At 61.4% G+C, this 23,851-nt stretch carries 25 protein-coding genes; 7 read left to right on the forward strand and 18 right to left on the reverse strand.

What is annotated here, in order from left to right; all coding sequences use genetic code 11:
- The first annotated feature begins 65 nt into the window (after positions 1 to 65).
- From AB8B20_RS19670 to AB8B20_RS19685, 4 genes are all read left to right on the forward strand, one after another.
- Entirely contained in the window at positions 66 to 920 is an 855-nt protein-coding gene (locus AB8B20_RS19670; RefSeq protein ID WP_439074236.1) for an ABC transporter ATP-binding protein, read from the forward strand.
- A gap of 3 nt (positions 921 to 923) precedes the next feature.
- Positions 924 to 1,697, forward strand: coding sequence for an ABC transporter permease (locus AB8B20_RS19675; protein ID WP_068729960.1), 774 nt, complete (start codon positions 924 to 926; stop codon positions 1,695 to 1,697).
- A gap of 27 nt (positions 1,698 to 1,724) precedes the next feature.
- A complete protein-coding gene (locus AB8B20_RS19680) occupies positions 1,725 to 2,750 on the forward strand; it encodes an ABC transporter substrate-binding protein (RefSeq protein WP_439074235.1) in 1,026 nt (341 codons plus the stop codon).
- A 67-nt stretch (positions 2,751 to 2,817) separates the two neighbouring features.
- Entirely contained in the window at positions 2,818 to 4,203 is a 1,386-nt protein-coding gene (locus tag AB8B20_RS19685; protein WP_439074234.1) for an amidohydrolase family protein, read from the forward strand.
- Positions 4,204 to 4,242: 39 nt separating this feature from the next.
- Here AB8B20_RS19685 and AB8B20_RS19690 read toward each other — a convergent pair whose 3' ends face one another.
- The 7 genes from AB8B20_RS19690 to cyoA all read right to left on the reverse strand — a co-directional run bounded on the left by AB8B20_RS19690 (position 4,243) and on the right by cyoA (position 11,265).
- On the reverse strand, positions 4,243 to 4,776 hold the full coding sequence (locus AB8B20_RS19690) for a response regulator transcription factor (protein WP_439074233.1): 534 nt from the start codon (positions 4,774 to 4,776) through the stop codon (positions 4,243 to 4,245).
- Entirely contained in the window at positions 4,766 to 6,049 is a 1,284-nt protein-coding gene (locus tag AB8B20_RS19695) for an ATP-binding protein (protein WP_439074995.1), read from the reverse strand. The genes AB8B20_RS19690 and AB8B20_RS19695 overlap by 11 nt, the downstream gene beginning before the upstream one ends.
- 174 nt (positions 6,050 to 6,223) lie before the next feature.
- On the reverse strand, positions 6,224 to 7,045 hold the full coding sequence (locus AB8B20_RS19700; RefSeq protein WP_439074232.1) for an SURF1 family protein: 822 nt from the start codon (positions 7,043 to 7,045) through the stop codon (positions 6,224 to 6,226).
- Positions 7,045 to 7,434, reverse strand: coding sequence for a cytochrome o ubiquinol oxidase subunit IV (gene cyoD / locus AB8B20_RS19705; RefSeq protein ID WP_093757703.1), 390 nt, complete (start codon positions 7,432 to 7,434; stop codon positions 7,045 to 7,047). Before cyoD ends, AB8B20_RS19700 begins: the two co-directional genes overlap by 1 nt.
- The gene (cyoC, locus tag AB8B20_RS19710) at positions 7,431 to 8,063 is read right to left on the reverse strand and encodes a cytochrome o ubiquinol oxidase subunit III (RefSeq protein ID WP_089263389.1); all 633 of its coding nucleotides are present in this window, start codon (positions 8,061 to 8,063) and stop codon (positions 7,431 to 7,433) included. Before cyoC ends, cyoD begins: the two co-directional genes overlap by 4 nt.
- Positions 8,060 to 10,084: a cytochrome o ubiquinol oxidase subunit I gene (gene cyoB, locus AB8B20_RS19715; RefSeq protein WP_439074231.1), complete on the reverse strand. Its 2,025-nt coding sequence runs from the start codon at positions 10,082 to 10,084 to the stop codon at positions 8,060 to 8,062. Before cyoB ends, cyoC begins: the two co-directional genes overlap by 4 nt.
- Before the next feature lie 14 nt (positions 10,085 to 10,098).
- Positions 10,099 to 11,265 (reverse strand): ubiquinol oxidase subunit II, encoded by a 1,167-nt coding sequence (gene cyoA / locus AB8B20_RS19720; RefSeq protein ID WP_439074993.1) that lies wholly within the window; start codon positions 11,263 to 11,265, stop codon positions 10,099 to 10,101.
- Between the two features lie 177 nt (positions 11,266 to 11,442).
- Between cyoA and AB8B20_RS19725 the strand changes: the two genes are divergently transcribed.
- Positions 11,443 to 12,777, forward strand: a complete 1,335-nt coding sequence (locus AB8B20_RS19725) for an MFS transporter (RefSeq protein WP_089263383.1) — start codon at positions 11,443 to 11,445, stop codon at positions 12,775 to 12,777.
- 101 nt (positions 12,778 to 12,878) lie between these two features.
- Here the strand turns inward: AB8B20_RS19725 and ccoS are convergent, their stop codons facing one another.
- The 10 genes from ccoS to AB8B20_RS19775 all read right to left on the reverse strand — a co-directional run bounded on the left by ccoS (position 12,879) and on the right by AB8B20_RS19775 (position 21,526).
- A complete protein-coding gene (gene ccoS, locus AB8B20_RS19730; RefSeq protein ID WP_089263381.1) occupies positions 12,879 to 13,034 on the reverse strand; it encodes a cbb3-type cytochrome oxidase assembly protein CcoS in 156 nt (51 codons plus the stop codon).
- Positions 13,031 to 15,295, reverse strand: a complete 2,265-nt coding sequence (locus AB8B20_RS19735; protein WP_439074230.1) for a cation-translocating P-type ATPase — start codon at positions 15,293 to 15,295, stop codon at positions 13,031 to 13,033. The genes ccoS and AB8B20_RS19735 overlap by 4 nt, the downstream gene beginning before the upstream one ends.
- A 70-nt stretch (positions 15,296 to 15,365) precedes the next feature.
- On the reverse strand, positions 15,366 to 16,166 hold the full coding sequence (locus tag AB8B20_RS19740) for a DUF2189 domain-containing protein (RefSeq protein ID WP_439074229.1): 801 nt from the start codon (positions 16,164 to 16,166) through the stop codon (positions 15,366 to 15,368).
- Positions 16,167 to 16,182: 16 nt separating this feature from the next.
- Positions 16,183 to 16,398 carry a hypothetical protein gene (locus AB8B20_RS19745; RefSeq protein ID WP_439074228.1) on the reverse strand — a complete coding sequence of 72 codons (216 nt, stop codon included), beginning with the start codon at positions 16,396 to 16,398 and terminating at the stop codon, positions 16,183 to 16,185.
- Complete coding sequence (gene ccoP / locus AB8B20_RS19750) at positions 16,395 to 17,276, reverse strand: cytochrome-c oxidase, cbb3-type subunit III (RefSeq protein ID WP_439074227.1); 882 nt, start codon at positions 17,274 to 17,276, stop codon at positions 16,395 to 16,397. The genes AB8B20_RS19745 and ccoP overlap by 4 nt, the downstream gene beginning before the upstream one ends.
- Positions 17,267 to 17,452 (reverse strand): cbb3-type cytochrome oxidase subunit 3, encoded by a 186-nt coding sequence (locus tag AB8B20_RS19755; protein ID WP_439074226.1) that lies wholly within the window; start codon positions 17,450 to 17,452, stop codon positions 17,267 to 17,269. Before AB8B20_RS19755 ends, ccoP begins: the two co-directional genes overlap by 10 nt.
- A gap of 2 nt (positions 17,453 to 17,454) precedes the next feature.
- Entirely contained in the window at positions 17,455 to 18,195 is a 741-nt protein-coding gene (ccoO, locus tag AB8B20_RS19760) for a cytochrome-c oxidase, cbb3-type subunit II (RefSeq protein WP_439074225.1), read from the reverse strand.
- A 2-nt stretch (positions 18,196 to 18,197) separates the two neighbouring features.
- A complete protein-coding gene (gene ccoN / locus AB8B20_RS19765) occupies positions 18,198 to 19,856 on the reverse strand; it encodes a cytochrome-c oxidase, cbb3-type subunit I (RefSeq protein ID WP_439074224.1) in 1,659 nt (552 codons plus the stop codon).
- A gap of 242 nt (positions 19,857 to 20,098) precedes the next feature.
- On the reverse strand, positions 20,099 to 20,473 hold the full coding sequence (locus AB8B20_RS19770; protein WP_068729987.1) for a nuclear transport factor 2 family protein: 375 nt from the start codon (positions 20,471 to 20,473) through the stop codon (positions 20,099 to 20,101).
- Positions 20,474 to 20,566: 93 nt separating this feature from the next.
- Entirely contained in the window at positions 20,567 to 21,526 is a 960-nt protein-coding gene (locus AB8B20_RS19775; protein WP_439074223.1) for a tripartite tricarboxylate transporter substrate-binding protein, read from the reverse strand.
- Positions 21,527 to 21,683: 157 nt separating this feature from the next.
- Here AB8B20_RS19775 and AB8B20_RS19780 point away from each other — a divergent pair, with 157 nt between their 5' ends.
- Positions 21,684 to 22,157, forward strand: coding sequence for a DUF2867 domain-containing protein (locus tag AB8B20_RS19780; RefSeq protein ID WP_093757715.1), 474 nt, complete (start codon positions 21,684 to 21,686; stop codon positions 22,155 to 22,157).
- 2 nt (positions 22,158 to 22,159) lie between these two features.
- Positions 22,160 to 22,708: a hypothetical protein gene (locus AB8B20_RS19785; protein ID WP_439074222.1), complete on the forward strand. Its 549-nt coding sequence runs from the start codon at positions 22,160 to 22,162 to the stop codon at positions 22,706 to 22,708.
- Here AB8B20_RS19785 and AB8B20_RS19790 read toward each other — a convergent pair.
- Entirely contained in the window at positions 22,692 to 23,831 is a 1,140-nt protein-coding gene (locus AB8B20_RS19790; protein ID WP_089263364.1) for an FUSC family protein, read from the reverse strand. The two genes, AB8B20_RS19785 and AB8B20_RS19790, sit on opposite strands and share 17 nt — an antisense overlap.
- Positions 23,832 to 23,851: the final 20 nt, after the last annotated feature.

A 23,851-nucleotide genomic window follows, 5' to 3' on the forward strand; every position in this document is an offset into this window, starting at 1 on the left:
GAACGTAAAATGACAACGTTTCGCCTTGGACTCAAGTGGCACCCCAATTGCATGCACTTATCGCCATGACAAGTATGCAAGAAAATGGGCCCACCGAGGGCCAACGCAGACCGACCGCCGTTGAGCTGTCCGCAACCTCGGTAACGTTCGGCCGCGGCCCGACCGCCACGCCGGCGCTTGCGGAGACGAACCTTATCATCCCCGATGGCGAATTTCTTGCCCTTGTCGGCCCCTCCGGCTGCGGCAAGTCGACGATCCTCAAGCTCGTCAGCAATCTGCTCCGCCCCACCACCGGCGTCGTCATCGTCGGCGGGCGTGAGGTCGCCGCCAAGGCGTTGCGGATTGGGATGGCGTTCCAGAACCCGACCATGCTGCCCTGGCTGACCATCGAGCGGAACATCATGTTGCCGCTCAAGATCGTCGAGCCGTTCCGGTCCGAGTATCGGCAGAAGCGCAAAGGCGAATTTCGCGACAAGGCCCATGCATTGCTGGCCCAGGTCGGCCTCAAGGATTTCGGCAACAAATATCCCTGGCAGTTGTCCGGCGGCATGCTGCAGCGGGCCAATCTGTGTCGAGCACTGATCCACGAGCCGCGCATGCTGCTGCTCGACGAGCCGTTCGGCGCGCTCGACCAGTTCACCAAGGAAGAACTCTGGTCGATTCTGCAGAGCCTCTGGCTGCAACACAAACCGACGGTGCTGCTGGTCACGCATGACCTCCGCGAAGCCGGCTTCCTGGCCAGCCGCATCTGCGTGATGAGCGCACGACCGGGCCGCATCCTCGACGACAGCCCGGTGGACTTCCCGCGCCCACGCACCGTCCCCATGACTTTCGAGCCTGATTTCGTCGCACTCAATCAGCGCCTGCGTGAACTCATCGTCAACGCCCGGAGCAACGCTCCCGAAGCGCAGGAGGCATAGGTCATGAGTGTAGGCCTGCGTCAAAAACTCTGGTCGTTCGGACTGATCGTCATCTTCTTCGTCGGATGGCAATTATTTTGCGCCATGTCGGGCGTGTCGGATCTGGTTCTTCCGCGTCCGACGGAAATCATTGCGACGCTGATCGCGCGCTTCCCGATCCTGTGGCCGCATATTCTACAGACCCTCGGCACGACTATGGCGGGCTTCGTCCTTGGCGTCGGCCTCGGCGTCGTGCTGGGCGCGGTCATCGGCGTCTCGAAAGTCGCCTATGACACCGCCTATCCGCTGCTGGTCGGCTTCTCGTCGATTCCAAAAGTCGCCGTCGTGCCAATCTTCGTGTTGTGGTTCGGCTCGGGCTCCGTGCCTGCGATTCTTACCGCGCTGTCGATCTGCTTCTTCCCCATCGTCGTCAATATCGCGACCGGCCTCGCGACCACCGAACCGGAGCTGGAAGACGTGTTGAAGGCACTCGGCGCCAGCAAGATGGACATTCTCTGGAATGTCGGCCTGCCGCGCACCATGCCGTTCTTCTTTGCCTCGCTGAAAGTCGCGGTCAGCTACGCCTTTGTCGGCGCCGTGCTGGCCGAGACCGTCGCGTCGAATCGCGGCATCGGCAATGTGATGATGAGCGCATCGTCGAACTTCAACGTCCCGCTGGTGTTCGCCTGCCTGTTCATTCTCGCGATCCTCGGCGTGGCGCTCTACGTCATTTTCTCTCTGATCGAAGCGCGTGTGACCGGCTGGGCCACGCGCAAGAACGATCTCGTTGCGACCTAATCCACCCACATCAACCAGGAGAATGTCATGTTGAAGAGATTGACCGCCCTCGCAGTCGGCAGCGTCCTGCTCACAGGCTCCGCCTTCGCTCAAGAGACGACCATCAAGTTCACGCTGGGCTGGAAAACCCAGGGCAGTGACGCGGCGTTCTTCTATGCCAAGGACAAGGGCTACTTCAAGGAAGAGGGCCTGAACGTTGTCATCGATCAGGGTGAAGGCTCGGGCGCGACCGTGACCCGTATCATGTCCGGCGCCTGGGATGCCGGCTTCGGCGACGTCAATGCCATCATCCAGAACTCCTCGACGCGCCCACAGGACGCGCCGGTGATGGTCTATATGATGTGGAACCAGCCTCCCTTCTCGATCGTCACCAAGAACACCAGCGGCATCAAAACGATCAAGGATTTCGAAGGCCACACGCTCGGCGGCGCGCAGGGCACGCCGACGACGCGTCTGTTGCCTGTCTTCATCCAGAAGAACGGCCTCGCGGCCGACAAGATCAAGGTCACCAATATGGCTCCCAATCTGCAGGAGCCGATGCTGATCAAGGGCGATATCGACGCCGCGCTGGTGTTCAACATCACCAGCTACTTCAACCTCGTCCTGAACCGTCAGGATCCGGAAAAGGACTACAAGTGGTTCTCGTTCGGTGAATTCGGCCTCGATCTGTATTCGAACGGCGTGATGGTATCGCAGAAGCTGCTGGCGTCGAATCCGAAGGCCGTTGCCGGTCTGGTCCGCGCGATCAACAAGGCTAACATCGCCGTCGCCAAGGATCAGAACGCCGGCATGGCTTGGGTCGTCGCCTTCGACAATCTGGTCGATGTTCCCGTCGAGAAGCGCCGCCTGCAATATTCCTTCGACAAACTGATGGTCTCGCCCGAGATGAAAGAAATCGGCGTCGGCGACATCAAGGATGACCGCATGACCCGTGCCATCGGCATGGTCGTCGAAGGTTACGACTTGAAGCGCACCCCGACCCCGAAGGAAGTATTCTCGCGCGAATTCCTGCCGGCGCGCGGGGATCGCGAACTGGTCTATACGGCAAACTAAGGCTTGCACGCGGATGAACGGGATCCTGTCTGCGACGAATATTTTCACCGGCGCAGATCGAGGCCTCGTGCCTCAGGCCAGCATCCACCATGCGGATGGCCTGATCACGAGCGTCTCGGCAGGCGCGCATATTTCGCCGCAGACAAATCACCTGATCATCCCCGCACTGGTCAACGCCCACGACCACGCCCGGCCGTCCATGACATCCTTCGGCGCATCGAACATGCCGCTGGAATCGTGGATCGTCCGCTCGGCATTCGGCACGCCGCCAGATCCCTATCTCGTCGCCGCTGTCTCGCTCGCCCGTGCGGCGCGTGCAGGCTGCGGCGGCGCGATGATTCATTATACCCGGCCGAGCGGCAAGATGCCGATCGTCGATGAGTCGATCGCAATCGCAAAGGCCGCGAGCGATGTCGGCATCCGGCTGGCCTTCGCGCTGGCCGTACGCGACCAGAACCCGATCGTCTATGGCCATAGCGCCGACGTGCTTGCCGCATTGCCCGAAGACGACCGCAGCACGATCCAGGACATGTTCATTCGTCCGAGCCCGACACCATCCGAATATCTCGACCGTGTCGAAGCCATTCATGCAGCCATTGCCGGGTCGATGATCGATGTGCAATACGGTCCGGCCGGCGTCCAGTGGTGCTCGCCTGCGCTGCTCGAAGCCATCGCCGAGCGCTCCGCGGCGACCGGCCGGCGCGTCCACATGCATCTGCTCGAGACGATTTATCAGCGGCAATGGGCCGACCGCGCTTTTCCGAGCGGCATTGTGCGCTACCTGAAAGATATTGGCCTGCTGTCCAACCGCCTGACACTGGCGCATTGCATCCATGCCCGGCCGGACGAACTCGACATGATCGCCGAGTCCGGCGCGACCATCGTGACGAATTTCAGCTCCAATCTGCATCTGCATTCCGGTCTTGCACCCATTGCCGATGCACATCGCCGCGGCTGCCCCATTGCCGTGGGCATCGATGGCGTTGCGCTCGACGAGGACGATGATGCGATCCGCGAAATGCGCCTCGTGCAGTTGGCGCATGACGGTCTCGGTTTCGACCGCACATGGGGTCGGTCGGAGTTTCTCGCGCTTGCCATCCGCAATGGCCGGAAGTCGATCGGCGCGCCGGGCTCGGGCATGCTCGCCGCCGGAGAAGCCGCTGATTTCATTGTTCTCGATATCGGCCAGCTCGACCGCGATGCCATCATGCCGGTCGATCCGATCGACATGCTGTTTGCGCGCGGCAATACGAGCTGCATCCGCGATGTCGTCGTCAACGGCCGCACCATCAGCCGCGACGGCAAGCCGACCGGCGTCGACCTGGAGGCCATGGAGACCGAGTTGCGCGGGCTCTATCGCAAGAGCGTGCCGCAATTCAAGGCGTTCGAACGCGCCTGGGCGCCGTTCGAAAGCGCCGTGTCGCACTGGTTCCGGCAACAGGGGTGTTGCTAGCAGCAGGGATGCTACCAGCTCACTAAACACTAAGCTGTTTCAGTTCACTTGACGCTTTTCAAGCTTTCGCGCCAGCGTGCGGCGATGCATGCCAAGGCGGCGCGCGGTCTCCGAAATGTTGAAGTCGCTTTCCACCAGCGTCTGGTGAATGCGCTCCCATTCCAGCGTCTTGATCGAGGTTGGGCGCTCCGTGAGCGCGACCTGCACATCGCCGGTCGCCTTCTGGAACGCTTCCTCGATATCGTCGGTGTTCGACGGCTTGGCCAGGTAGTGGCACGCACCGAGTTTGATCGCCTCCACCGCCGTCGCGATGCTGGCATAGCCTGTGAGCACGACGATCAGCATCTCTGGGCTCAGCGCATGCAGCGCCTCGACGCAGGCCAGGCCCGAGGCTCCGCCGAGCTTGAGATCGACCACCGCATAGCCCGGCACCTTGTCGCCGAGCACCTCGGTCAAGGTCTCGAAGCCCTCGGAATGCCGCACGGTGTAACCGCGACGGTCGAAGGATCGTTTCAGCGTGCGCGCGAAACCCTCGTCATCCTCGACAATGATCAGCAGACGTTCATCCGACATGTTTGCGCGCTCCAATCGCGAGGGCGGATAGTGGTAGCGACAACATCACGAGGGCACCGCCCACAGGACGATTCTCCGCCACCACTGCGCCGCCCAGTTTGCGGACAGCATTGACCACCAGAAACAGACCGAGCCCGCGCCCGGACTGGCCCTTGCTTGAATTATAGGGCTTGCCGAAATTCGCCAGCATCTCCTTGGCGAAACCCGGCCCCATGTCGCTGACCTTCAGCACCAGCGAATCGCCATCGCGCTCGATAGCGAGGCGAACCCAGAGCGGCGATACCTCGTTGGCGTTATCGAGCACGTTGAAGATCATCTGCTTCAACGCCGAGTCCGACACGATCGGCATGTCCTCGCCGAACCGATTCTCATAGACCAGCGTGTTGATCGAGCGCGCGCCGCGCCAGTCCTCGACCAGTTCGCCGAAGAAGCCGTTGACGGTCGTCACAACCGGCGCCTCGCCGCGCATGTCGCCCGCCGACATGAGAATTCCGGTGACGATCGATTTACATTGCTGCACATCGGCCTGCATTTCCGCGATCTCTTCCATCAGCTCCGGATTGCCTGCAAGTTCCGGCATCCGTCGCCAGTCGCTGAGGATCACCGAAAGCGACGCAAGCGGCGTACCGAGTTCATGCGCAGCGCCGGAGGCAAGCAGGCCCATGCGCACGATATGATCCTCCTCCGCAGCCTGCTGACGCAGCGCTGCCAGACCCTCATCGCGCTCGCGCAGGTTTTCTGCAATGCGCGTCATGAAAACAACGATCAGCGCCGCGTCGAGCACGAAGCAGATCAACATGCCGATGATGTGCAACTCGAACAGATCGTCGCGCAGCGCTTCCGGTAGCGCCAGCGGGCGATGAAATACAATCAGCCCGGCGAAGCACAGACAGGCAACAACAACAACGACCCAGGTCGAGCGGCCGTTCAGCAACATCGCCCCGAGCGTAACCTGCAGGAGATAGAGCGATATGAATGGATTTGTGGCGCCGCCGCTCAGATAAAGCTGGGCGGTCAGCGCCGCGACGTCGAGCAGCAAAAGCAGAAGCAGTTCGCGGTCACGCGCGTCGGTCTGCTGGCGCAGCCACTCCTGGCTGATGACGTTCAGGAATACTGAGCCGCACAGGACCATGACCATCGCCATCAGTGGTAGCGAAATGCCCATCACCAAATGCACGAAGGCGATGGTCAGGACCTGCCCGACCACTGCGATCCAGCGCAACTGGATCAGCAGATTGATGTTCTTGATATTGGTGGTCTCGTCGAGCGGCAGAGCCGTGACTGCAACGGGTGTGGTGACCCTCGTCGCGTCGACTGGTGATCCGGCAACCGCACTGACGCCTGTGACGTCTGGTGTGCCCACCTTGCTCTCTGCTCCCAAACCCGGCATCTCGCCCCGTCAGCTTGATCGGCCAGCCTCAATCGGACCGGCGCGCCATCCATGACGTCATACGCGAGGTAGTGATTTTTTCCGAATCCGCCACTCGTCGCGGGCGACGAACAGCGCAGCGCCGGCCAGCATCAAAGCGAGGCCGAACCAGGTGATGGCATAGACCACGTGGTTGTTCGGGAAGGCGATCACGGTCAGGCCGCCATGGGGCTGCCCCGGCGCGTCCAGCGCGGCATTGGCATCGATGAAATAGGGCGCGACAGCGCCGAGCGTCTGGCCGGCGGCAATCGCCTCGACATCGCGGGAATACCAGCGCTGGGCAGCGGGATCATTCGAGCGCAGGAACCCACCCTTCGGTTCGGTGACGCGCAGCAGCCCGGTTACCGACACCGGCGTCGCGGGCACCGCGAATGCGCCGGCTTTGCGCTCATCCGGGCTGACGAAACCCCGGTTCACCAGCACGGTGTAGCCGGCCTCGGCACGCAGCGGCGTCAGCACCCAGAAGCCGGCGCCGAGATCCGAGACAGCCTGCACCAGAGTATCGGCGCCCGGCACAAACCGCCCGGTGACGCTGACGCGACGATATTCCTCGTCATTGCGATTGATCGCAGGCCACGCCGCAGGCCCGGGTGCAGCTTCGGGCGCGGCGTGGCTGCGCTGATCGACACGTGCGATCAGATCCAGTTTCCAGGCGCGGCGTTCGACCTGCCAGATGCCCAGCGCGGTCAATCCCGCGATACCGAGCAGTGCCAGCAGGCCCAGCACCGTGAGGGTTGTCGCGCTACGTGGCGACCGCCCGGATTCCATTTTCGATTCAGACGACTCCCGTCTGGCCGGGCGGCCTACGACGATCCCGTCGTTGGCGCGCGCCGTGGCCATCAGGGCATATTCCTCATGTCGTGAACCGGCATCATGTTGACGTTGAGGTGGTACATCACCCAGAGCGAACCGCTCAGCGCAATCACGACGATGATGATCGTGAAGATCAGCGCCATCATGGTCCAGCCGGCATCCGACGTCGTGTTCATGTGCAGGAAGTAGACCATGTGAACCACGATCTGCACCACAGCGAACGCAACGACGATCGCGATGGTCCAGTTCTTGTTCTCGATCGCACCCGTCATCACCAGCCAGAATGGAATGGCGGTAAGGATGACCGAGAGGACGAAGCCAGTCATATACGACTTGAACGAACCATGGTCGCGGCCGTCATCGTGGCCATGGTCATCGTGACCATGTCCGTGCGCGGCATGTGCATCGGCGCTCATCGCAGCACTCCCAGCAGATAAACAAAGGTGAAGACGCCGATCCAGACGACGTCGAGGAAATGCCAGAACATGCTCAGGCACATCAGCCGCCGCTGGTTCGCCTCGATCAGGCCGAAACGGGCGACCTGCACCATCAGCGTCACCAGCCATATGATGCCGAAGGTGACGTGCAGGCCGTGGGTGCCTACCAGCGTGAAGAAGGACGACAGGAAGGCGCTCCGCCAGGGGCCGGCACCTTCGTGGATCATGTGATGGAACTCATAGAGTTCGATGCAGAGGAACGCGAGGCCGAACAGGCCGGTGATGCCGAGCCACATCTGGGTCGACTTCACTCTGCCCTTCATCATTTCCAGCATCGCGAAGCCGTAGGTGATCGACGAGAACAGCAGCATCGCGGTGTTAAGCGCGACGAGCTTGAGGTCGAACAAATCCTTCGGCCCGGGGCCCGCAGCATAGCTGCCGCCGAGTACGCCGAAGGTGGCGAACAGCATCGCGAAGATGAGGCAATCGCTCATCAGGTAGAGCCAGAAGCCCAGCATGGTGCTGGAACCGGCCGGATGATCGTGTTCATCGACGACGTAGAAGACCGGCACTTCAGTGCCGTTTATCGTTTGGGTCGGTACGTTCATGACGCGGCCTGCACTGCGAGAAGTTTCGTACGCTCGCCTTCGGTACGGATGACGTCCTCCAACGGAATGTGGAAGTCACGGTTGTAGTTGAAGGTATGGAAGATCGCGACGCCGACGATGGCAACGAAGCTCAGGGTCGCGAGCCACCACATGTACCAGATCAGGGCGAAGCCCATCGCCGTGGCCAGGATCGAGAGGATCACGCCGGTGCCGGTGTTCTTCGGCATATGGATCGGCCTGAAGCCCTCCAGCGGACGCGTATAACCGCGGCGCTTCATGTCCCACCACGAGTCATTGTCGTGAATGACCGGGGTGAAAGCGAAGTTGTAATCTGGCGGCGGCGACGACGTTGCCCATTCCAGCGTGCGCCCGTTCCAGGGATCGCCCGTGGTATCGCGCAACTTCTCGCGATTCCAGATGCTGACGGCGATCTGGACGAGGAAAGCACCGATGCCAATGGCGATCAGAACCGCACCGAAGGCGGCGATGACGAACCAGATCTGCAGCGACGGATCGTCGAAGGTGCGCAGGCGGCGGGTGACGCCCATCAGACCAAGCACATAGAGCGGCATGAAGGCGAAGTAAAAGCCGAGGACCCAGCCCCAGAACGAGACCTTGCCCCAGAACTGATCGAGCTTGAAGCCGAAGGCCTTCGGGAACCAGAAGTTGATGGCAGCGAAGATGCCGAACACCACGCCGCCGATGATCACGTTGTGGAAGTGAGCGATCAGGAACAGGCTGTTATGCAGGACGAAGTCGGCCGGCGGTACAGCGAGCAGAACGCCGGTCATGCCGCCGATCACGAAGGTCAGCATGAAGGCAATCGTCCACATCATCGGCAGTTCGAAACGGATGCGGCCGCGATACATTGTGAACAGCCAGTTGAATATCTTCGCACCCGTCGGGATCGAGATAATCATCGTCGTGATGCCGAAGAAGGAATTTACGCTGGCGCCCGAGCCCATGGTGAAGAAGTGATGCAGCCAGACGAGATAGGACAGGATCGTGATGACCAGCGTGGCGTAGACCATCGAGGTGTAGCCGAACAGCTTCTTGCCCGAGAAGGTCGAGGTCACTTCCGAGAACACGCCGAACAGCGGCAGGATCAGGATGTAAACCTCCGGATGGCCCCAGATCCAGATCAGGTTCACATACATCATCGGGTTGCCACCGAGATCGTTCGTGAAGAAGTTGGTGCCGACGTAACGATCCAGCGACAGCAGCGCGAGTACAGCGGTCAGGATCGGGAAGGACGCGACGATCAGGACGTTGGTGCAGAGCGAGGTCCAGGTGAAGATCGGCATCTTCATCATGGTCATGCCGGGCGCGCGCATCTTCACGATGGTCGCGATCAGATTGATGCCCGATAGCGTCGTGCCGACACCGGCGACCTGCAGTGCCCAGATGTAATAGTCGACGCCGACATCCGGACTGTAGCCGATATTCGATAGCGGCGGATAAGCCAGCCAGCCGGTCTTGGCGAATTCACCGACAAACAGCGACATCATGACGAGGATGGCGCCGCCGGTAGTCATCCAGAAGCTGAAATTGTTCAGGAATGGAAACGACACGTCGCGCGCACCGATCTGCAGTGGCACGATATAGTTCATCAGGCCGGTGACCAGCGGCATCGCCACGAAGAAGATCATGATCACGCCATGCGCCGTGAACACCTGATCGTAGTGATGGGCGGGCAAGAAACCTTCGGAGCCGTTGAAGGCCATGGCTTGCTGGGCGCGCATCATGATCGCGTCGGCGAAACCGCGCAGCAGCATGACGATGCCCAGCACCATATACATGATGCCGATCTTCTTGTGGTCCACGCTGGTAAACCACTCCTTCCAGAGATAGCCCCACAGCTTGAAATAGGTCAGCGCGCCGAGCAGCACGATGCCGCCGAGCGCGACCATCGCGAAAGTCGCGACCAGAATCGGCTCATGATATGGAAACGACTCAAGCGTCAAGCGGCCGAAGATGAACTTCGCAAGCCCGGTATTTGCCAGTGCGGCTGTATCAGACATTTAGATCGACCCGATCAGGTGTTGGAAGCGCGCCGCTCAGCAGGCGGCGGCGCAGGCGTGAAATTGAACGGCGCGGGGGCGGCACCCGGGCGCGCGAGACCGGCACCGGTGACCGGTGTCGGGTCGAGTGGAGTCGTCGTCGAGCGGTGATCGGCTGCTTCGCGTGCGGCCTCGGCAAGGGTACAGACGCTGGCGACGTAGTTCTTCGTCGAGCTTGTGCCGTCGAGCATCGAGATATTGTATTTCAGCGGTAGGATGTTGCGAGCGCTGGCGAGGCCGAGGCCACCCTTCGCATCCATCGCCATCATTTCACTCATGCACATCTTGCCGGGCTGGGCGCACATGTTGAGGATCGCCTTGTAGAGGTCAGGCGCGACTTCCTTGTAGAGACGCACCGGCACATTCTCGCTGGGCTTTTCGAGATCCAGATAGGCCTCGCGGCTCAGCGTCTCGTTGCTCACCTTGGCCTTGGCGATCCAGGCATCAAAGCCGGCCTGATCGACGCCATGGAACTTGAAGCGCATGCCGGAGAAGCCGGCGCCGCTATAGTTCGCCGAAAAGCCGTCATAAACGCCAGCCTTGTTGATGACCGCGTGCAGCTTGGTTTCCATGCCGGGCATCGCATAGATCTGGCCGGCGAGCGCGGGGATATAGAAAGAGTTCATCACCGACGAAGCAGTGATCTTGAAGCGCACCGGACGATCGACCGGCGCGGCCAGTTCATTGACCGTAGCAATGCCGTATTCCGGGTAGAAGAACAGCCACTTCCAGTCGAGCGCGACGACTTCGACCTGCAGCGGCTCAAGAAGGCTCGCAGCATTCCCGGGCGCGATCCGGTCGAGCCGACGATACGGGTCGAGCAGATGCGTACTGGACCAGGTCACGGCGCCGAGACAGATGATGATGAGGAGGGGCATCGACCAGATGACCAGCTCGAGATGCGTCGAGTGATCCCAGTCCGGCTCGTATTTCGCGTCGGCATTCGACTGCCGGTACTTCCAGGCGAAGAACACGATCAGGGCCATCACCGGCACGATGATCAGCAGCATCAACACCGTGGAAATGACCACGAGATCGCGTTGCTGCACTGCGATGTCACCCGCAGGATTCATCACGACGAAATTGCATCCGCCCAGCAAGGCAACCAAGGGCAGCAAAAGGAGTATCCGTAGGCGGCTCAAGGTGTTACCCATTCGATAATGTTCGTTCGCGCGCACGGTTAGGCGCATTTGCTGCAGGGCAACATTGGACAATTTGTCCAATGGTCCGAAGACACGGTTCGCGACAAATCGTCAACCTCGCGTCGCCCTTTGGCGTCGATTGCATGACCTTCAACACACCACCGACGGATAAAAAAAATGGCGCAGACGTCATCGACGATCGAACGGGACGCACGCCTTCTGCACGCGGATGGCCACGGAGCGGTTAACCCGGGCGAGATCGCCATTGGCGTCATCATCGGCCGGACCTCCGAGTTCTTTGACTTCTTCGTCTATGCGATCGCTTCGGTGCTGGTGTTTCCGAAGCTCGTCTTCCCCTATCTCGATCCTCTGACCGGCACTCTCTATTCCTTTGCGATCTTTTCGCTGGCATTCATCGCCCGCCCGATCGGCACGATGATCTTCACGGCCATCGATCGCAGCCAGGGCAAAGGCGCCAAGCTGACCATCGCGCTGTTCCTGCTCGGCGTGGCCACCGTCGCCATCGCCTTCCTGCCCGGTCACGAATCCATCGGCGTCGCATCGGCCTGGCTGCTGGCTGCTGCACGTATTGGCCAGGGTATTTCCTGGGGCGGCACCTGGGACGGTCTTGCTTCGCTGCTGGCGCTGAATGCGCCGGAGGGCAAGAAGGGCTGGTACGCCATGATCCCGCAGCTCGGCGCCCCGATCGGTTTGCTGGTGGCGAGCGCGCTGTTCGCCTTCTTCGTCGACACTCTGTCCGCTGACGACTTCCTCGACTGGGGCTGGCGCTATCCGTTCTTCGTTGCTTTCGCCATCAACGTCGTCGCTCTGTTCGCCCGCCTGCGCATGGTGGTGACGCCCGGCTATACCGAGCTGTTCGAAGCCCGTGAACTCGAACCGTCCTCGATCACCGAGACGATTGCCCAGCAGGGCCGCACCGTGGTGATCGGCGCCTTCGCACCGCTGGCGAGCTTCGCACTGTTCCACATGGTCACAGTGTTCCCGCTCTCTTGGGTGTTCCTGTTCACCCGCGAAGCACCCGGCCGCTTCCTGATCGTCGAATGTATCGGCGCCGTGTTCGGCATCATCGCCATGATCGTGTCGGGCTATGTCGCCGACAAGGTCGGTCGCCGCACGCTGCTGACCGGTTCGGCGATTGCCATCGCGGTATTCAGCGGCTTCGCACCGCAGATGCTGGACGGCGGCATTGTCGGCGAACTCGCCTTCATGGTGACCGGCTTCATCCTGCTCGGCCTGTCGCTCGGTCAGTCGTCGGGCTCGGTCGCATCGAGCTTCTCGAAGCGCTTCCGCTATACGGGTTCGGCGCTCACCACCGACCTTGCCTGGCTGTTCGGCGCCGGCTTCGCGCCATTCGTGGCGCTGGTGATGTCGAGCCGCTTCGGCCTGTCCTCCTCGGGCGTGTATCTGCTGTCGGGCGCGGTCGTGACCCTGCTTGCGATCTCGATCAACCGGCAGTTCGCCAGCCGCGACGCCTCGGCGATCCAGCCGTAAGCAACACTGCCCCTAAAGAAGGAGCCTCGGTTCTGAGCAGAACCCGGGCTCTTTCTTTTTGTTCTGGCTCGTTTCCCTGACGCGAACCGGCACCTACTTCGCTAATGCGAGAGCGGCACATCATCCTGATGCAGGATGCGTTCGGCGGCGCCCTGCAGATCGTCATACTGGCCTGATTTCAGCGACCACAGGAACGCCGCGAGGCCGCACAGGCCAAGCCCGATGGCGATCGGAATCAGATAGAAATAGTCTGTCATTCCGCCGGCTCCATTCTGACCGCCATTCGCGGCGTTGATGCGCTCGCGTCCTGAGACTTGTCGGACTTGCCGCGGCCACGCAGCCGCAGCGCATTGGCGACAACCACGATGGACGAACCGGACATCGCGATCGCCGCAACCAGCGGCGTGACATGGCCCATGATCGCGATCGGCACCGCAATGAGATTGTAGCCGACTGCCAGCGCGAGATTCTGCCGCACGAGATGCCCTGCCTCGCGCGAGACCGCGATTGCCTGAGACACGGCCGACAGATCCTCGCGCAGGAAGACGAGATCTGCGGCGTTGCGCCCGACATCGGCGGCCGATGCCGGAGCCATCGACGCATGCGCGGCCATCAGCGCCGGCGTGTCATTGAGACCGTCGCCGACCATCAGGACCTTCTTGCCGGCGGACGCCAGCTCTGCCACATGCGCCGCCTTGCCGCCCGGCAGCACGCCGGCGAAATATGGCACGCCTATGCCTGCAGCGAGTGTCCGCACCGGCGTCTCGCGATCGCCCGAGACAACCTCGACAGCCAGTCCGTCGCGCTTCAGGTCGCCGACCGTTTCAGCCGCGCCCGCACGCAACCGATCCTCGAAGCGGAAATCCGCCACGCATTGTCCATCGCGCGACAACACGGCGGAAGAGCCATCGAGATCCATACCGCTGGTATCGGTGAGGGCCCATTCCGGCCGCCCGAGGCGCAGCACGCTGCCGCCGAGACGCGCTTCCATGCCGCAGCCCGGATGTTCGGAGACATCATCGAGCGCAATCGGAGTCGTCGTTGTTGAAACGGCAGCAGCGAGTGCACGCGAATAGGGATGACGTGAATGCGCGGCGATCGCGCCGGCCAACGCCAGGGTCGCAGGATCGACGTTGTCCGAATTGACGACGCGGGCATTGCCAAGCGTCAGTGTGCCAGTCTTGTCGAACACCACCGTATCGATCTCGGCGAGACGCTCAAGCGCCCCGCCATCCTTGATCATGATGCCGCTCTCAAACAGCCGCCGCGCAGCAACCACCTGCACCATCGGCACAGCTAAGCCAAGCGCACAGGGACAGGTGATGATCAGCACCGCGACGGCAATAGTGATCGCGCGATGAACGTCGCCGGACACGATGAGCCAGCCAACCAGCGTGATGGCCGCGGTAAGATGCACCACCGGCGCATAGAGCCCGGCCGCACGATCGGCGATGCGGCGATAGACCGAACGGCCCTGCTCTGCGGCTTCCATCATCCGCAGCATTTCCGCGAGGAACGACTCGTTGGCCGAGGCTGTCGCCGTGATGATCAGAGGGCCTGTGAGATTCAGCGTACCCGCGCGCAGCACTGAACTCGGCAGAGCCGGCTGCGGCACGCTCTCACCGGTGACCAGCGAGACGTCGAGTTCCGACAGACCCTTGGTCACCTGCGAATCGACCGGCACGCGCTCGCCGGCAGCGAGCATGATGGTCATACCCGGCGTGATTTCGCCGACCGGCAGATAGGTCTGCGCACCGTCACTCTGCAGAACCAACGCGCCCCGCGCCGCCAGGCGTGCGAGCCCCTTCACCGCGACACGCGCGCGCTCACGCATCATGTGATCGAGGGTGCGGCCGATCAGTAGAAAGAACAGCAGTGTCACGGAGGCATCGAAATAAGCATGCGGCCCATGGATCGCGGTTTCGTGCAGGCTCATGCCGAAGGCCAGCAACACGCCGAGCGAGATTGGCACATCCATATTGGTGCGACCGTGACGCAGTGCCTGCCAGGCCGAGCGAAAGAATACCCGGCCGGAATAAATCAGCGTCGGCAGCGCGATCAGCGCAGAGATACCGTGGAACAGATCGCGCGTCGCGGGCTCGGCACCAGACCACACCGAGACCGACAGCAGCATGATATTGCTGGCTGCAAAGCCCGACACCGCCAGCGCACGGATCAGTTCCGACAGCGTCGTATCCGTAGCATCGCCATCGACCTCGAACAGATGCGCTTCATAGCCAACATTGCGTAGCGTTTCAATGAAAGGCGGCGGTGCGGCATCGGCGCGCCATTTGATGGTGACGCGCTTCGTGGAGAGATTAACCCGTGCCCATGTCACGCCATCGAGCGCACCAAGCGCTTGTTCGACCGTGCGAATACAGGCGCCGCAATGAACGTCCGGCACCGAGAGATCGGTCTGCCTCAAACCGCCGGCAATGGTACGGCTGACCAGCAGGACTTCGCGCGGATCCGGCGCCGCCAGTATGGCCAATTCTGCTCCTGAGCCACAGCAACTCATCGGAGACCTCGTTTCTCACTTTGCACATGATCCTTTCGGAAAACCGGTTCCCACTTTTCCGGATCATGCTTTAGCCAGTCACCTCGACACCCGGCTTCATCGCCACATAGGCGTGCCATGTCCCGTGACCGAGCACGGGAAACACGACGATCATACCGAGCAGGCCGGTCATGACATTGATCAAGAACAAAGCCAGCGCGATTCCCGCCCAGGTCAGCATGACCGGCAGATTGGCCCAGACCATCCCCATGCTGGTGCCCATGGCGGTAAGCGCATCGACGCGTTCGTTGAGCAGCATGGGAATGGCGAACACGCTGATCGCAAAGGAGAATGCCGCAAAGATGCCGCCGACCGCGGTGCCGGCGATCAGCATCGCCCAGCCGACGGGTGTGGTGAACAGCATGGCCGCGACGCCATCGAGGCCGGGAAACGGGTTCATGCCAAAAAACAGCGCGTAGATGATCACCGCGGCGCGGATCCAGACCAGCATCAGCGAGCACAACAAAAGGCCCGCGAACAGCAGCTGCCCGCCCGACTTCGGCCGGACAAGGATCATCTGCAACAGCGAGACACGCTCATGGGCGGCGATTCGGCGACTCTTCTCATAGAGTCCGATGGCGAGTACCGGCCCGACCACCATGAAGCCGGCAAAGGCCGGAAACAGGATGTAGTCCCAGCCGAAGGCGAACAACCCGCCGACCAGGACGACCGAGACCGCGAAAACCAGCACGCCATAGCTGAGGCTCACCGACGGGATAATTGTCAGATCGCGCCAGCCGGCTTTGAGCCAGTCAAAGGCGACGGATGGCGCGACATGGCGATTCCACGACACCGAGGGCGGCAGCGGAGGGGCAACGGCTGGAAGAGTCATCTTCGACCTCGCAATCTCAATGACGCGGCGTGCATGACGAGGACGCCGCACTGAATTTGCCGGCTTCCGCGGCACTGGTGCCGCGCTTGACGTGATCGATACAGTCGGGCTGCGACGAGAACGCCACATAGACCATGTGCGCATTGGCCATCAGCACCAACAGCAGAGCGGCAGCAACCGCCATCCAGATCCAGAACTTCGCGTTAACCTGCTTCATCGCTGCTGTGCTCATGGTCCTGCAGCCCTGAGGTTGACGAGATAGAGCGCGAGAATCTTGCGATCGAGCGCCGACAGTCGCGAATCCCAGCTCGGCATGTGACCTTGCCGGCCACCCCAGACAGTCGTGAAGACCGACTGGGCGTCACCGCTATAGATCCAGAAATTGTCACGCAGGTTCGGCGCACCGAGTTCGATATTGCCGGTCGCGTTCTCGCCATGGCAGGCGACGCAATTGTCTGTGAACACCACCTTGCCGCTGGCGAGCTTCCCGGGCGCGATCGCCTTGGCCACCGCGGGATTCGACAGGCTTCGAACATAGTCGACAACATCGTCGATCTGCTCGCGCTTCAGCATCCCGTCGCGGCCGAAGGCCGGCATCTGCGACGTCCGCGAATCCTTGTGCGGCGAATTGATGCCAACGCGGATCGTCTCGGCGATCGCATCGGGCGTACCGCCCCAGAGAAAGGCCTGCGACACCAGCGTTGGAAAGCCGTTGCCACCTTCGGCGGTGCGGCCATGACAGGCCGCGCAATTATCGCCGAACAACGTCGCGCCGGTCTGCCGCACGATCTTCATCAACTTCGGATCGGCCTGGATAGCTTCGAAGCTTTCGGTCTCGATCAGCTTGCTCCACTTGGCGCGGTCCGAGGCCGCGTCATTGATCTGCTCGGCCACGATATTGCGCTGGTCGATCCTGAGCAGGCCCTTTGTATAGGTCACACCGAGCGGCCAGGCCGGCATCAGGATCCAGTACACGACCGAATAGAGAAAGGTCGCCCAGAGAAAGAAAACGACCGCACGCGGAACCGGCGTGTTCAGTTCCTTGATGCCGTTCCACTCGTGGCCGGTGGTGAGATAGCCGGAGACGGGGTCGCGTTCCTCTACTGCCATCGCTTCGCCTCGTATGGCTTGTCCTCAACCGAGGGATCAAGGATCGACTGTGCCGCAGAGTCGAACGACGTCTTGTTCTTCGGCCAATAAGCATAGACCACCACGCCGATGGACATGGCGATCAGGTAGAACAGTCCGAAGGATTTCGCGAACCAGACGGTGGCCTCATGCTCCATCGTCACTCTCCCGCCGCAGCCGTTTTGGCCTTATGAGCCGCATCGGTCAGCTTACCCAATATCTGCAAGTAAGCGACCAGCGCATCCATCTCCGTCGGCTCGCCGGGCTGACCGTCAAAGGCGCGCACATTGGTTGCCTCGCCATAGCGCTTGGTGACGCCTTCGGCGAAGGGCGTATCCGGCGAGGTCTGGCCATAGGCGTCGTTGGATGCGTTGGCGATCATCTCATCCGTATAGGGCACGCCGACCTTGCGCAGTGCGGTCAGATGCAGGCCGAGATCGTCGATCCGCGCCTTGGCGCGCGTGAGATAGGCATAAGGCGGCATCACGGATTCCGGCACCACGTCGCGCGGATTGATCAGATGCTTGACATGCCATTCGTCGGAATACTTGCCGCCGAGGCGCGCGATATCCGGTCCGGTACGCTTCGAGCCCCACAGCATCGGGTGATCGTATTTGGATTCGACTGCGAGCGAATATGGCCCGTAACGCTCGACGTCATCGCGCAATGTGCGGATCATCTGCGAATGACAAGCGTAGCAGCCCTCGCGGATGTAGATGTTACGGCCGGCGATTTCGAGCGGCGTATAGACGCGCATATCCGGCGCGTCCTCCACCGTCTGATGGATCGTGAACAGCGGCACGATCTCGATGAGCCCGCCGATGCTGGCGGCAATGATGATGCCGATGGCAAGACTCATCGTCTTGCGCTCGAGCTTGTAATGCAGGCCGAACAAACCCATCGTCATTCTCCCGGCTGCAGCGCGGGCACGCCCGCGGGCTGTGCCACCGGACGATCTGCGGCGCGTTCATCGGCCGGCTGATCAGCAGTGCGGATGGTCATGACGATGTTGTAGAGACCGATCACCGCACCAGCGAGGAAGAAGAACCCGCCGATCGCGCGCGCAACGTAATAAGGCTTCATCGCTATCACAGTCTCGATGAAGGAATAGGAGAGCGTGCCACTACTGTTATAGGTGCGCCACATCAAGCCCTGAATGATACCTGAATTCCACATCGCGAAGACGTATGTGAAGAGGCCGGCGACAGCGAGCCAGAAGTGCCATTCGACGAGCGCCGGCGAATACATCCGCTCGCGCTTCCACAGCCACGGCACCGACGCATAGATCGAGCCGAAGGTGATCATGGCCACCCAGCCGAGCGCGCCGGCATGGACATGACCCACGGTCCAGTCGGTGTAATGCGACAGCGAGTTCACCGAGCGGATCGCCATGAACGATCCCTCGAACGTGGTGAGACCGTAGAACACCGCAGCCACCATCATGAAACGCAGCGTCGCATCGTCGCGCACCTTGTACCAGGCGCCGTTCAGCGTCAGCAGGGCATTGCCGGCGGAGCCCCAGGACGGAATCAGCAGCATCAGCGAGAAAGTCATGCCGAGCGTCTGCACCCATTGCGGCAGCGCCGTGTAATGCAGGTGATGGGAGCCCACCCACATATACATGAAGGTGATGCCCCAGAACGAGATGATCGACATCCGGTAGGAATAGATCGGCCGCCCCGCCCGCACCGGCAGATAGTAATACATCATGCCGAGGAAGCCGGAGGTGAGAAAGAAGGCGACGGCGTTGTGGCCGTACCACCATTGGGTCATCGCATCCTGCACGCCGGAAAAGGCCGAATAGCTCTTGGCGTGACCGAACGAGACCGGCATCGCCAGATTATTGACGGTATGCAGGATCGCCACCACCAGGATGAAGGCCATGTAGTACCAGTTGGCGACGTAGATATGCGGCTCCTTCCGCCGCGCCAGCGTCCGCATATAGATGACGAAATAGACGATCCAGACGATTTCCAGCAGGAGGTCGGCATACCATTCCGGCTCGGCATACTCCTTCGACTGGGTGACACCCATCAGATAGCCGGTGGCGGCGAGCAGGCAGAACAAATTGTAACCGAGCAGCACGAACCACGGACTGATCTGATCCGGCAACCGCGCGCGCGAGGTGCGCTGGAGCACATAGAGCGAGGTGCCAATCAGCGCATTGCCGCCGAAGCCGAAGATCACCGCGCTGGTATGCGCGGGGCGGATGCGGCCGAAGCTCGACCAGCCGGCATCGAACGTCAGATTGGGAAACACCAGCTGCCAGGCAACCCAGTCGCCGATGAACATGCCGATCACGGCCCAGATCATCGCCAGGATGATCGCAAGTTTGGTGGGGTCGTCGTAATACAGCGCCAGCCGGGCCTCGTCCGGCTCCGGCTCGTAATAGACATAGATAACACCGAAGATGCCGGCGATCCCCGCCAGCATGACAATCGCACCATGGACGCCGAGCGGGTCCTGGCGGCCGGCGATCGCCATCGCGAGGCCGCAAATCGTGAGAGCCAGCAGGATGATGAGCGCGAGCTGCCGCTCCGATTTGGTCAATTGCGCGATCATCCGGTCATCCCCTGCTCGTCTCGCGGCGGCTCGTCAGGCAGGACGCGCAGCGCCCGATCGGCACAGAGCATCCTCACACCATCACGACTAGCTCACTCCGCCGCCACAGCGATTGACTTAGGTCAAGCCCGCGAACGGATTCCGACCGGGATCAATCGCAATTTTTGATACTTACAACCAATGTCGCGCAACTGAACCTGGCGCGTCTCTTTTACAGGCGCAGACAGGATGCCTTTTGCCTGTTAGTCCTTCACGTCGTAGCGATAGGATTTCGAGACGATCTGCCAGCCATCGGCCAGCTTCATCGCGATCAGGTAGTCGGTGAAGTAACGCGGCGGCAGCTGGCAACGCACCTTGATGAAGGCCGTCTTGTCGTCGGATCGATCAATGGTGACAATGAGGTCATCGCGGGTCTTGCCATCGACCTTGCCCGAGGTCCGCGTACGAACCATAGCCATCCAGTCCGGCATGGTCAGCACTTTCAGCTCGCCATTCTCGACCCAGCGCAGGTCCGCGGTCGGATGAAAGATTGCGCCAAGCTTGTCGGCATCAGCCTCGTAGAGGCCGTCGAAATAATGCTGGATCACCGCTTCAACGGTCGAACGATCATAAGCCAACTTAGTCCCCCACCCACAATCAGACTGGAACCCTTATAACATCAAAGCGATGACGGCCATACTATACCGTTGCATAGGTCATCCGACCTTAGATCACTTGCTGTCGCCCAGCATCTTTCGAAAACGTTCGATCTCCTGCGGCACGAAATGCGCAAGATAGGCCGGCGCCATTTCGGCATCTGCGGCGGGCATCGAGCCGAGATCATCGAGGCGCTTCTGATAATCGGGATTGGCAACGGCATCGCGCATCGCGGCATTGAGCTTCGCGATGATCGGCGCAGGCGTGCCCTTCGGCGCGAACAGCGCATACCAGCCAGATATTTCAAATTGCGGCAACCCGGCCTCGCTGGCGGTCGGAACGTCAGGCAGATGCGGCAAGCGCGTTCTGGATGCCAGCGCAATCGCGCGAATGAGGCCGCTCTGGATGGCCGGCGTCACAGAGGCCGAGGAATCGCAGATGCCATCGATCTGCCCACCTATCAGATCATTCAGGGCCGGACCGCCGCCGCGATAGCCGACCAGCGTGACATCGATGCCCGCAGCCTGAACGAAAGCCTTGCAGAACAGATAGTTCTGCGAGCCCACACCGGAGTGGCCGATATTGAGACGGCCTGGATTCTGTTTCGCATGCGCGATGAATTGCGCGAGATTGTCGGCCGGAAAATTGCGCCGGATGGCAACCATAGCCGAACTCTTGTTGAACATGCCGATGCCTGCAAAATCCGACGGCGCGAATTTCACATCGGGCGTGAACAGGTAGACCGCAGTATTGGTGCCGCTATTGCCCTGCACGATGGTGTAGCCGTCAGGCGGGGCCTGCGCGACGCGAGCCAGCGCCACGGCCCCGCCCGCACCGCCGATATTTTCGATCACGATGGGCTGACCGAGATGCCGGCTCATCTGTTCGGCAATCAGCCGTGCGTTGACATCGGAACTGCCGCCGGCAGCGAATGGCACAACGAGCGTGATGGGACGGGTGGGATAATCCTGCGCGGATGCACACAGCGGCGCGATCAGCACCAGACAGAGCGGAGCAAGCCTGAACCAAGCCATCCCAAATCCTCCCTGACCAGGTCTTGTCTAAGTAGATCTTTGCCTGATTTTTCCGTGATCTTAGGGAGTATCCGGCGCCGGATGCAAAGACATGTTATGCTGCAGAGCGGCGTAACCGACGGCGTGCGGCGCCGTTCCTTGAGTCTACGGAGGTCCTATGACCATCTCCATGGTTCACCCAACGATCGACACCAAGAGCCTGCTGGCCGGCGCACAATTCGCCGACGCCTTCAGTATTACGACCGAAACGACGGACCTGACCGCCCGCGACGCCGCCACCCGCATGCTCAGCCACTCTCCGCCCTGGGTGGACGCCCTGATGCAGCTGCGGGATCTGATCGTTGCGCCCTTCGGGCTGAAGACGGCGCACTCTGCGCGTCACGCCAATGTCGACAAGGTCGGCTTTTTCCCTGTGCTCAGCGAGACGCCGCAGCGTCTGATCGCGGGCTTCAATGACAATCATCTCGATTTTCGCGTCGTGGTCGATGTCGCAGCGGACGGTACCGGCCAGCGCGTTACGGCAACGACCGTCGTGCTGATGCATAACTGGCTCGGACGTATCTACCTGACGGTCATCAAGCCGTTTCACCGAATGGTGGTCCGTTCCATGCTGCGGCAGGTCACGCGCTGAATTTGCCGTGGCAGCCGTGGGGGAACCTGGGTCATCGCAGCCCGTTAGCCCATATGCCATTTACAGAGATTGATCCGCAGAACGAGGAGCTGAAAGTCACGCTGGCGCACGCGTTTGACGCCGCTTGGCAGCCCTTTGTGACGCATGAAGGCGAGTCCGCGGACACGCCCGAGAACCGCCGCCGCCTTGCCGCGCGGATTGTCGCCGTGGCGCGGTCAGGACAGATCGATGAAAAGGCGCTCAGCGAGGCCGGATTGATTTACCTCCGCGTACTCGCCGAGGCGGCGCGGCTTTCCGCCCGCATTCGTAACGTCGCATCTCCCGATCTGGCGCCCCAAGCTGACGACCAACGAAACCAGTCGTTCGGCCCGGAGACGGTCGCTGCGATGTCCACAGCGCTGGATCGCTGCCTCGATGAATTGCCGCTGCGGATTTCATCGGACGCCGTGCAGTTGCTCTCGAGCAGTATTCTCGATGAAGCATCGCGCGGGGAGCGCGACCCGGAAAAGCTGCAGCTCCACGCCTTGGCATTGCTCAAGTCGCGTCAGTAGGCTCCTTGCTCACCGGATCCGTCTCGGCCCATTCGGCGACGCAACGTTCGAGATCCTTCAAATTCTGTCGCATTTGTTCCAGCGAAAAGCCGATCGCAAAGAAGCGCTCAGCCACATCGCCGGGTAATCCGCGCGTTAGCCCCTCTTGCCGAAGCGCACCGACCTCTCCTGCATAAGCCTGTAGTGCGGTCTGCACCGGCCAGATCGCCGGCGCGCCGGTGCCGCTGCGCAGTGCTACGGCGGTCGAATGCAGAAACGTCGTCATCGCATCGCTGACCCGCGACAGCGGACCCGCGAGCCTGACCTGCAACGCGGATGGCAACGGCACCACCGTGGACCGCCCGATCATGACCAGGTCATGCCGCAGCCGCAGCGTCGTACGCAGCAAGGGACCTGTATCGGGTCCGCGGGACAAATGCGCGGCACGCTCCCGTTCGGCTTCGGCTCCGATCGCATTCAGATTGGTGAGCGCATGGCCGATGCCGTCCTGCAACCGGTGCAGTGCCTCATTGTCGCGCCCGCGCGTCAATGACGCCAGCAGTTCGGTCAACGCCGTTGCGATCAGATCGAGCGCTTCCGCCGAACTGGCCCGGACTTGGCTATGCGCCCGCGACGGCAGCACCAGGAACGACACCAGAAGACCTGTGACGGCACCGACCGTGACTTCGAGCACACGATCGATGGCGGATTCCAGCGGCGTGTTGTGGTTCATCATCGGCAGCAGCAGCACGATGATGGCCGTCACGGTCGCGACATTGAGGCTCGGATTGATCGCCGCGATGAAGGCCAGTGGCGCCACGGAGAGCACAAGCACCGCGAGCAGCGCACCTTCATTGGAATGCGGGATCAGGATCGCAACCGCGCCGCCATAGATGGCGCCGCCGATCGTGCCGACCAGATAATCACGTGTTGCCTTCAGCGACCGCCCGACACTCATCTGGGTGACAATGATCGCCGTCAGCACAGCCCACAGCGGCAGTTTCAGCCCGACGGTCAGGGCTATGATCAGCGCAGCAAGCGCCGCCGTGGTCACCCGGACGCCGAGGCCGAGTTCGACCTTTCGCGCCCGGAAGAAGGCAACCACCCGTTTCAGGAAGCCGAGAATTCGCTTCGATGCGGACATGTCAGAATTGATCCCTGAAA

The sequence above is a fragment of the Tardiphaga sp. 866_E4_N1_4 genome (assembly GCF_052076075.1).
GTDB classification, from domain to species: Bacteria; Pseudomonadota; Alphaproteobacteria; order Rhizobiales; family Xanthobacteraceae; genus Tardiphaga; species Tardiphaga robiniae.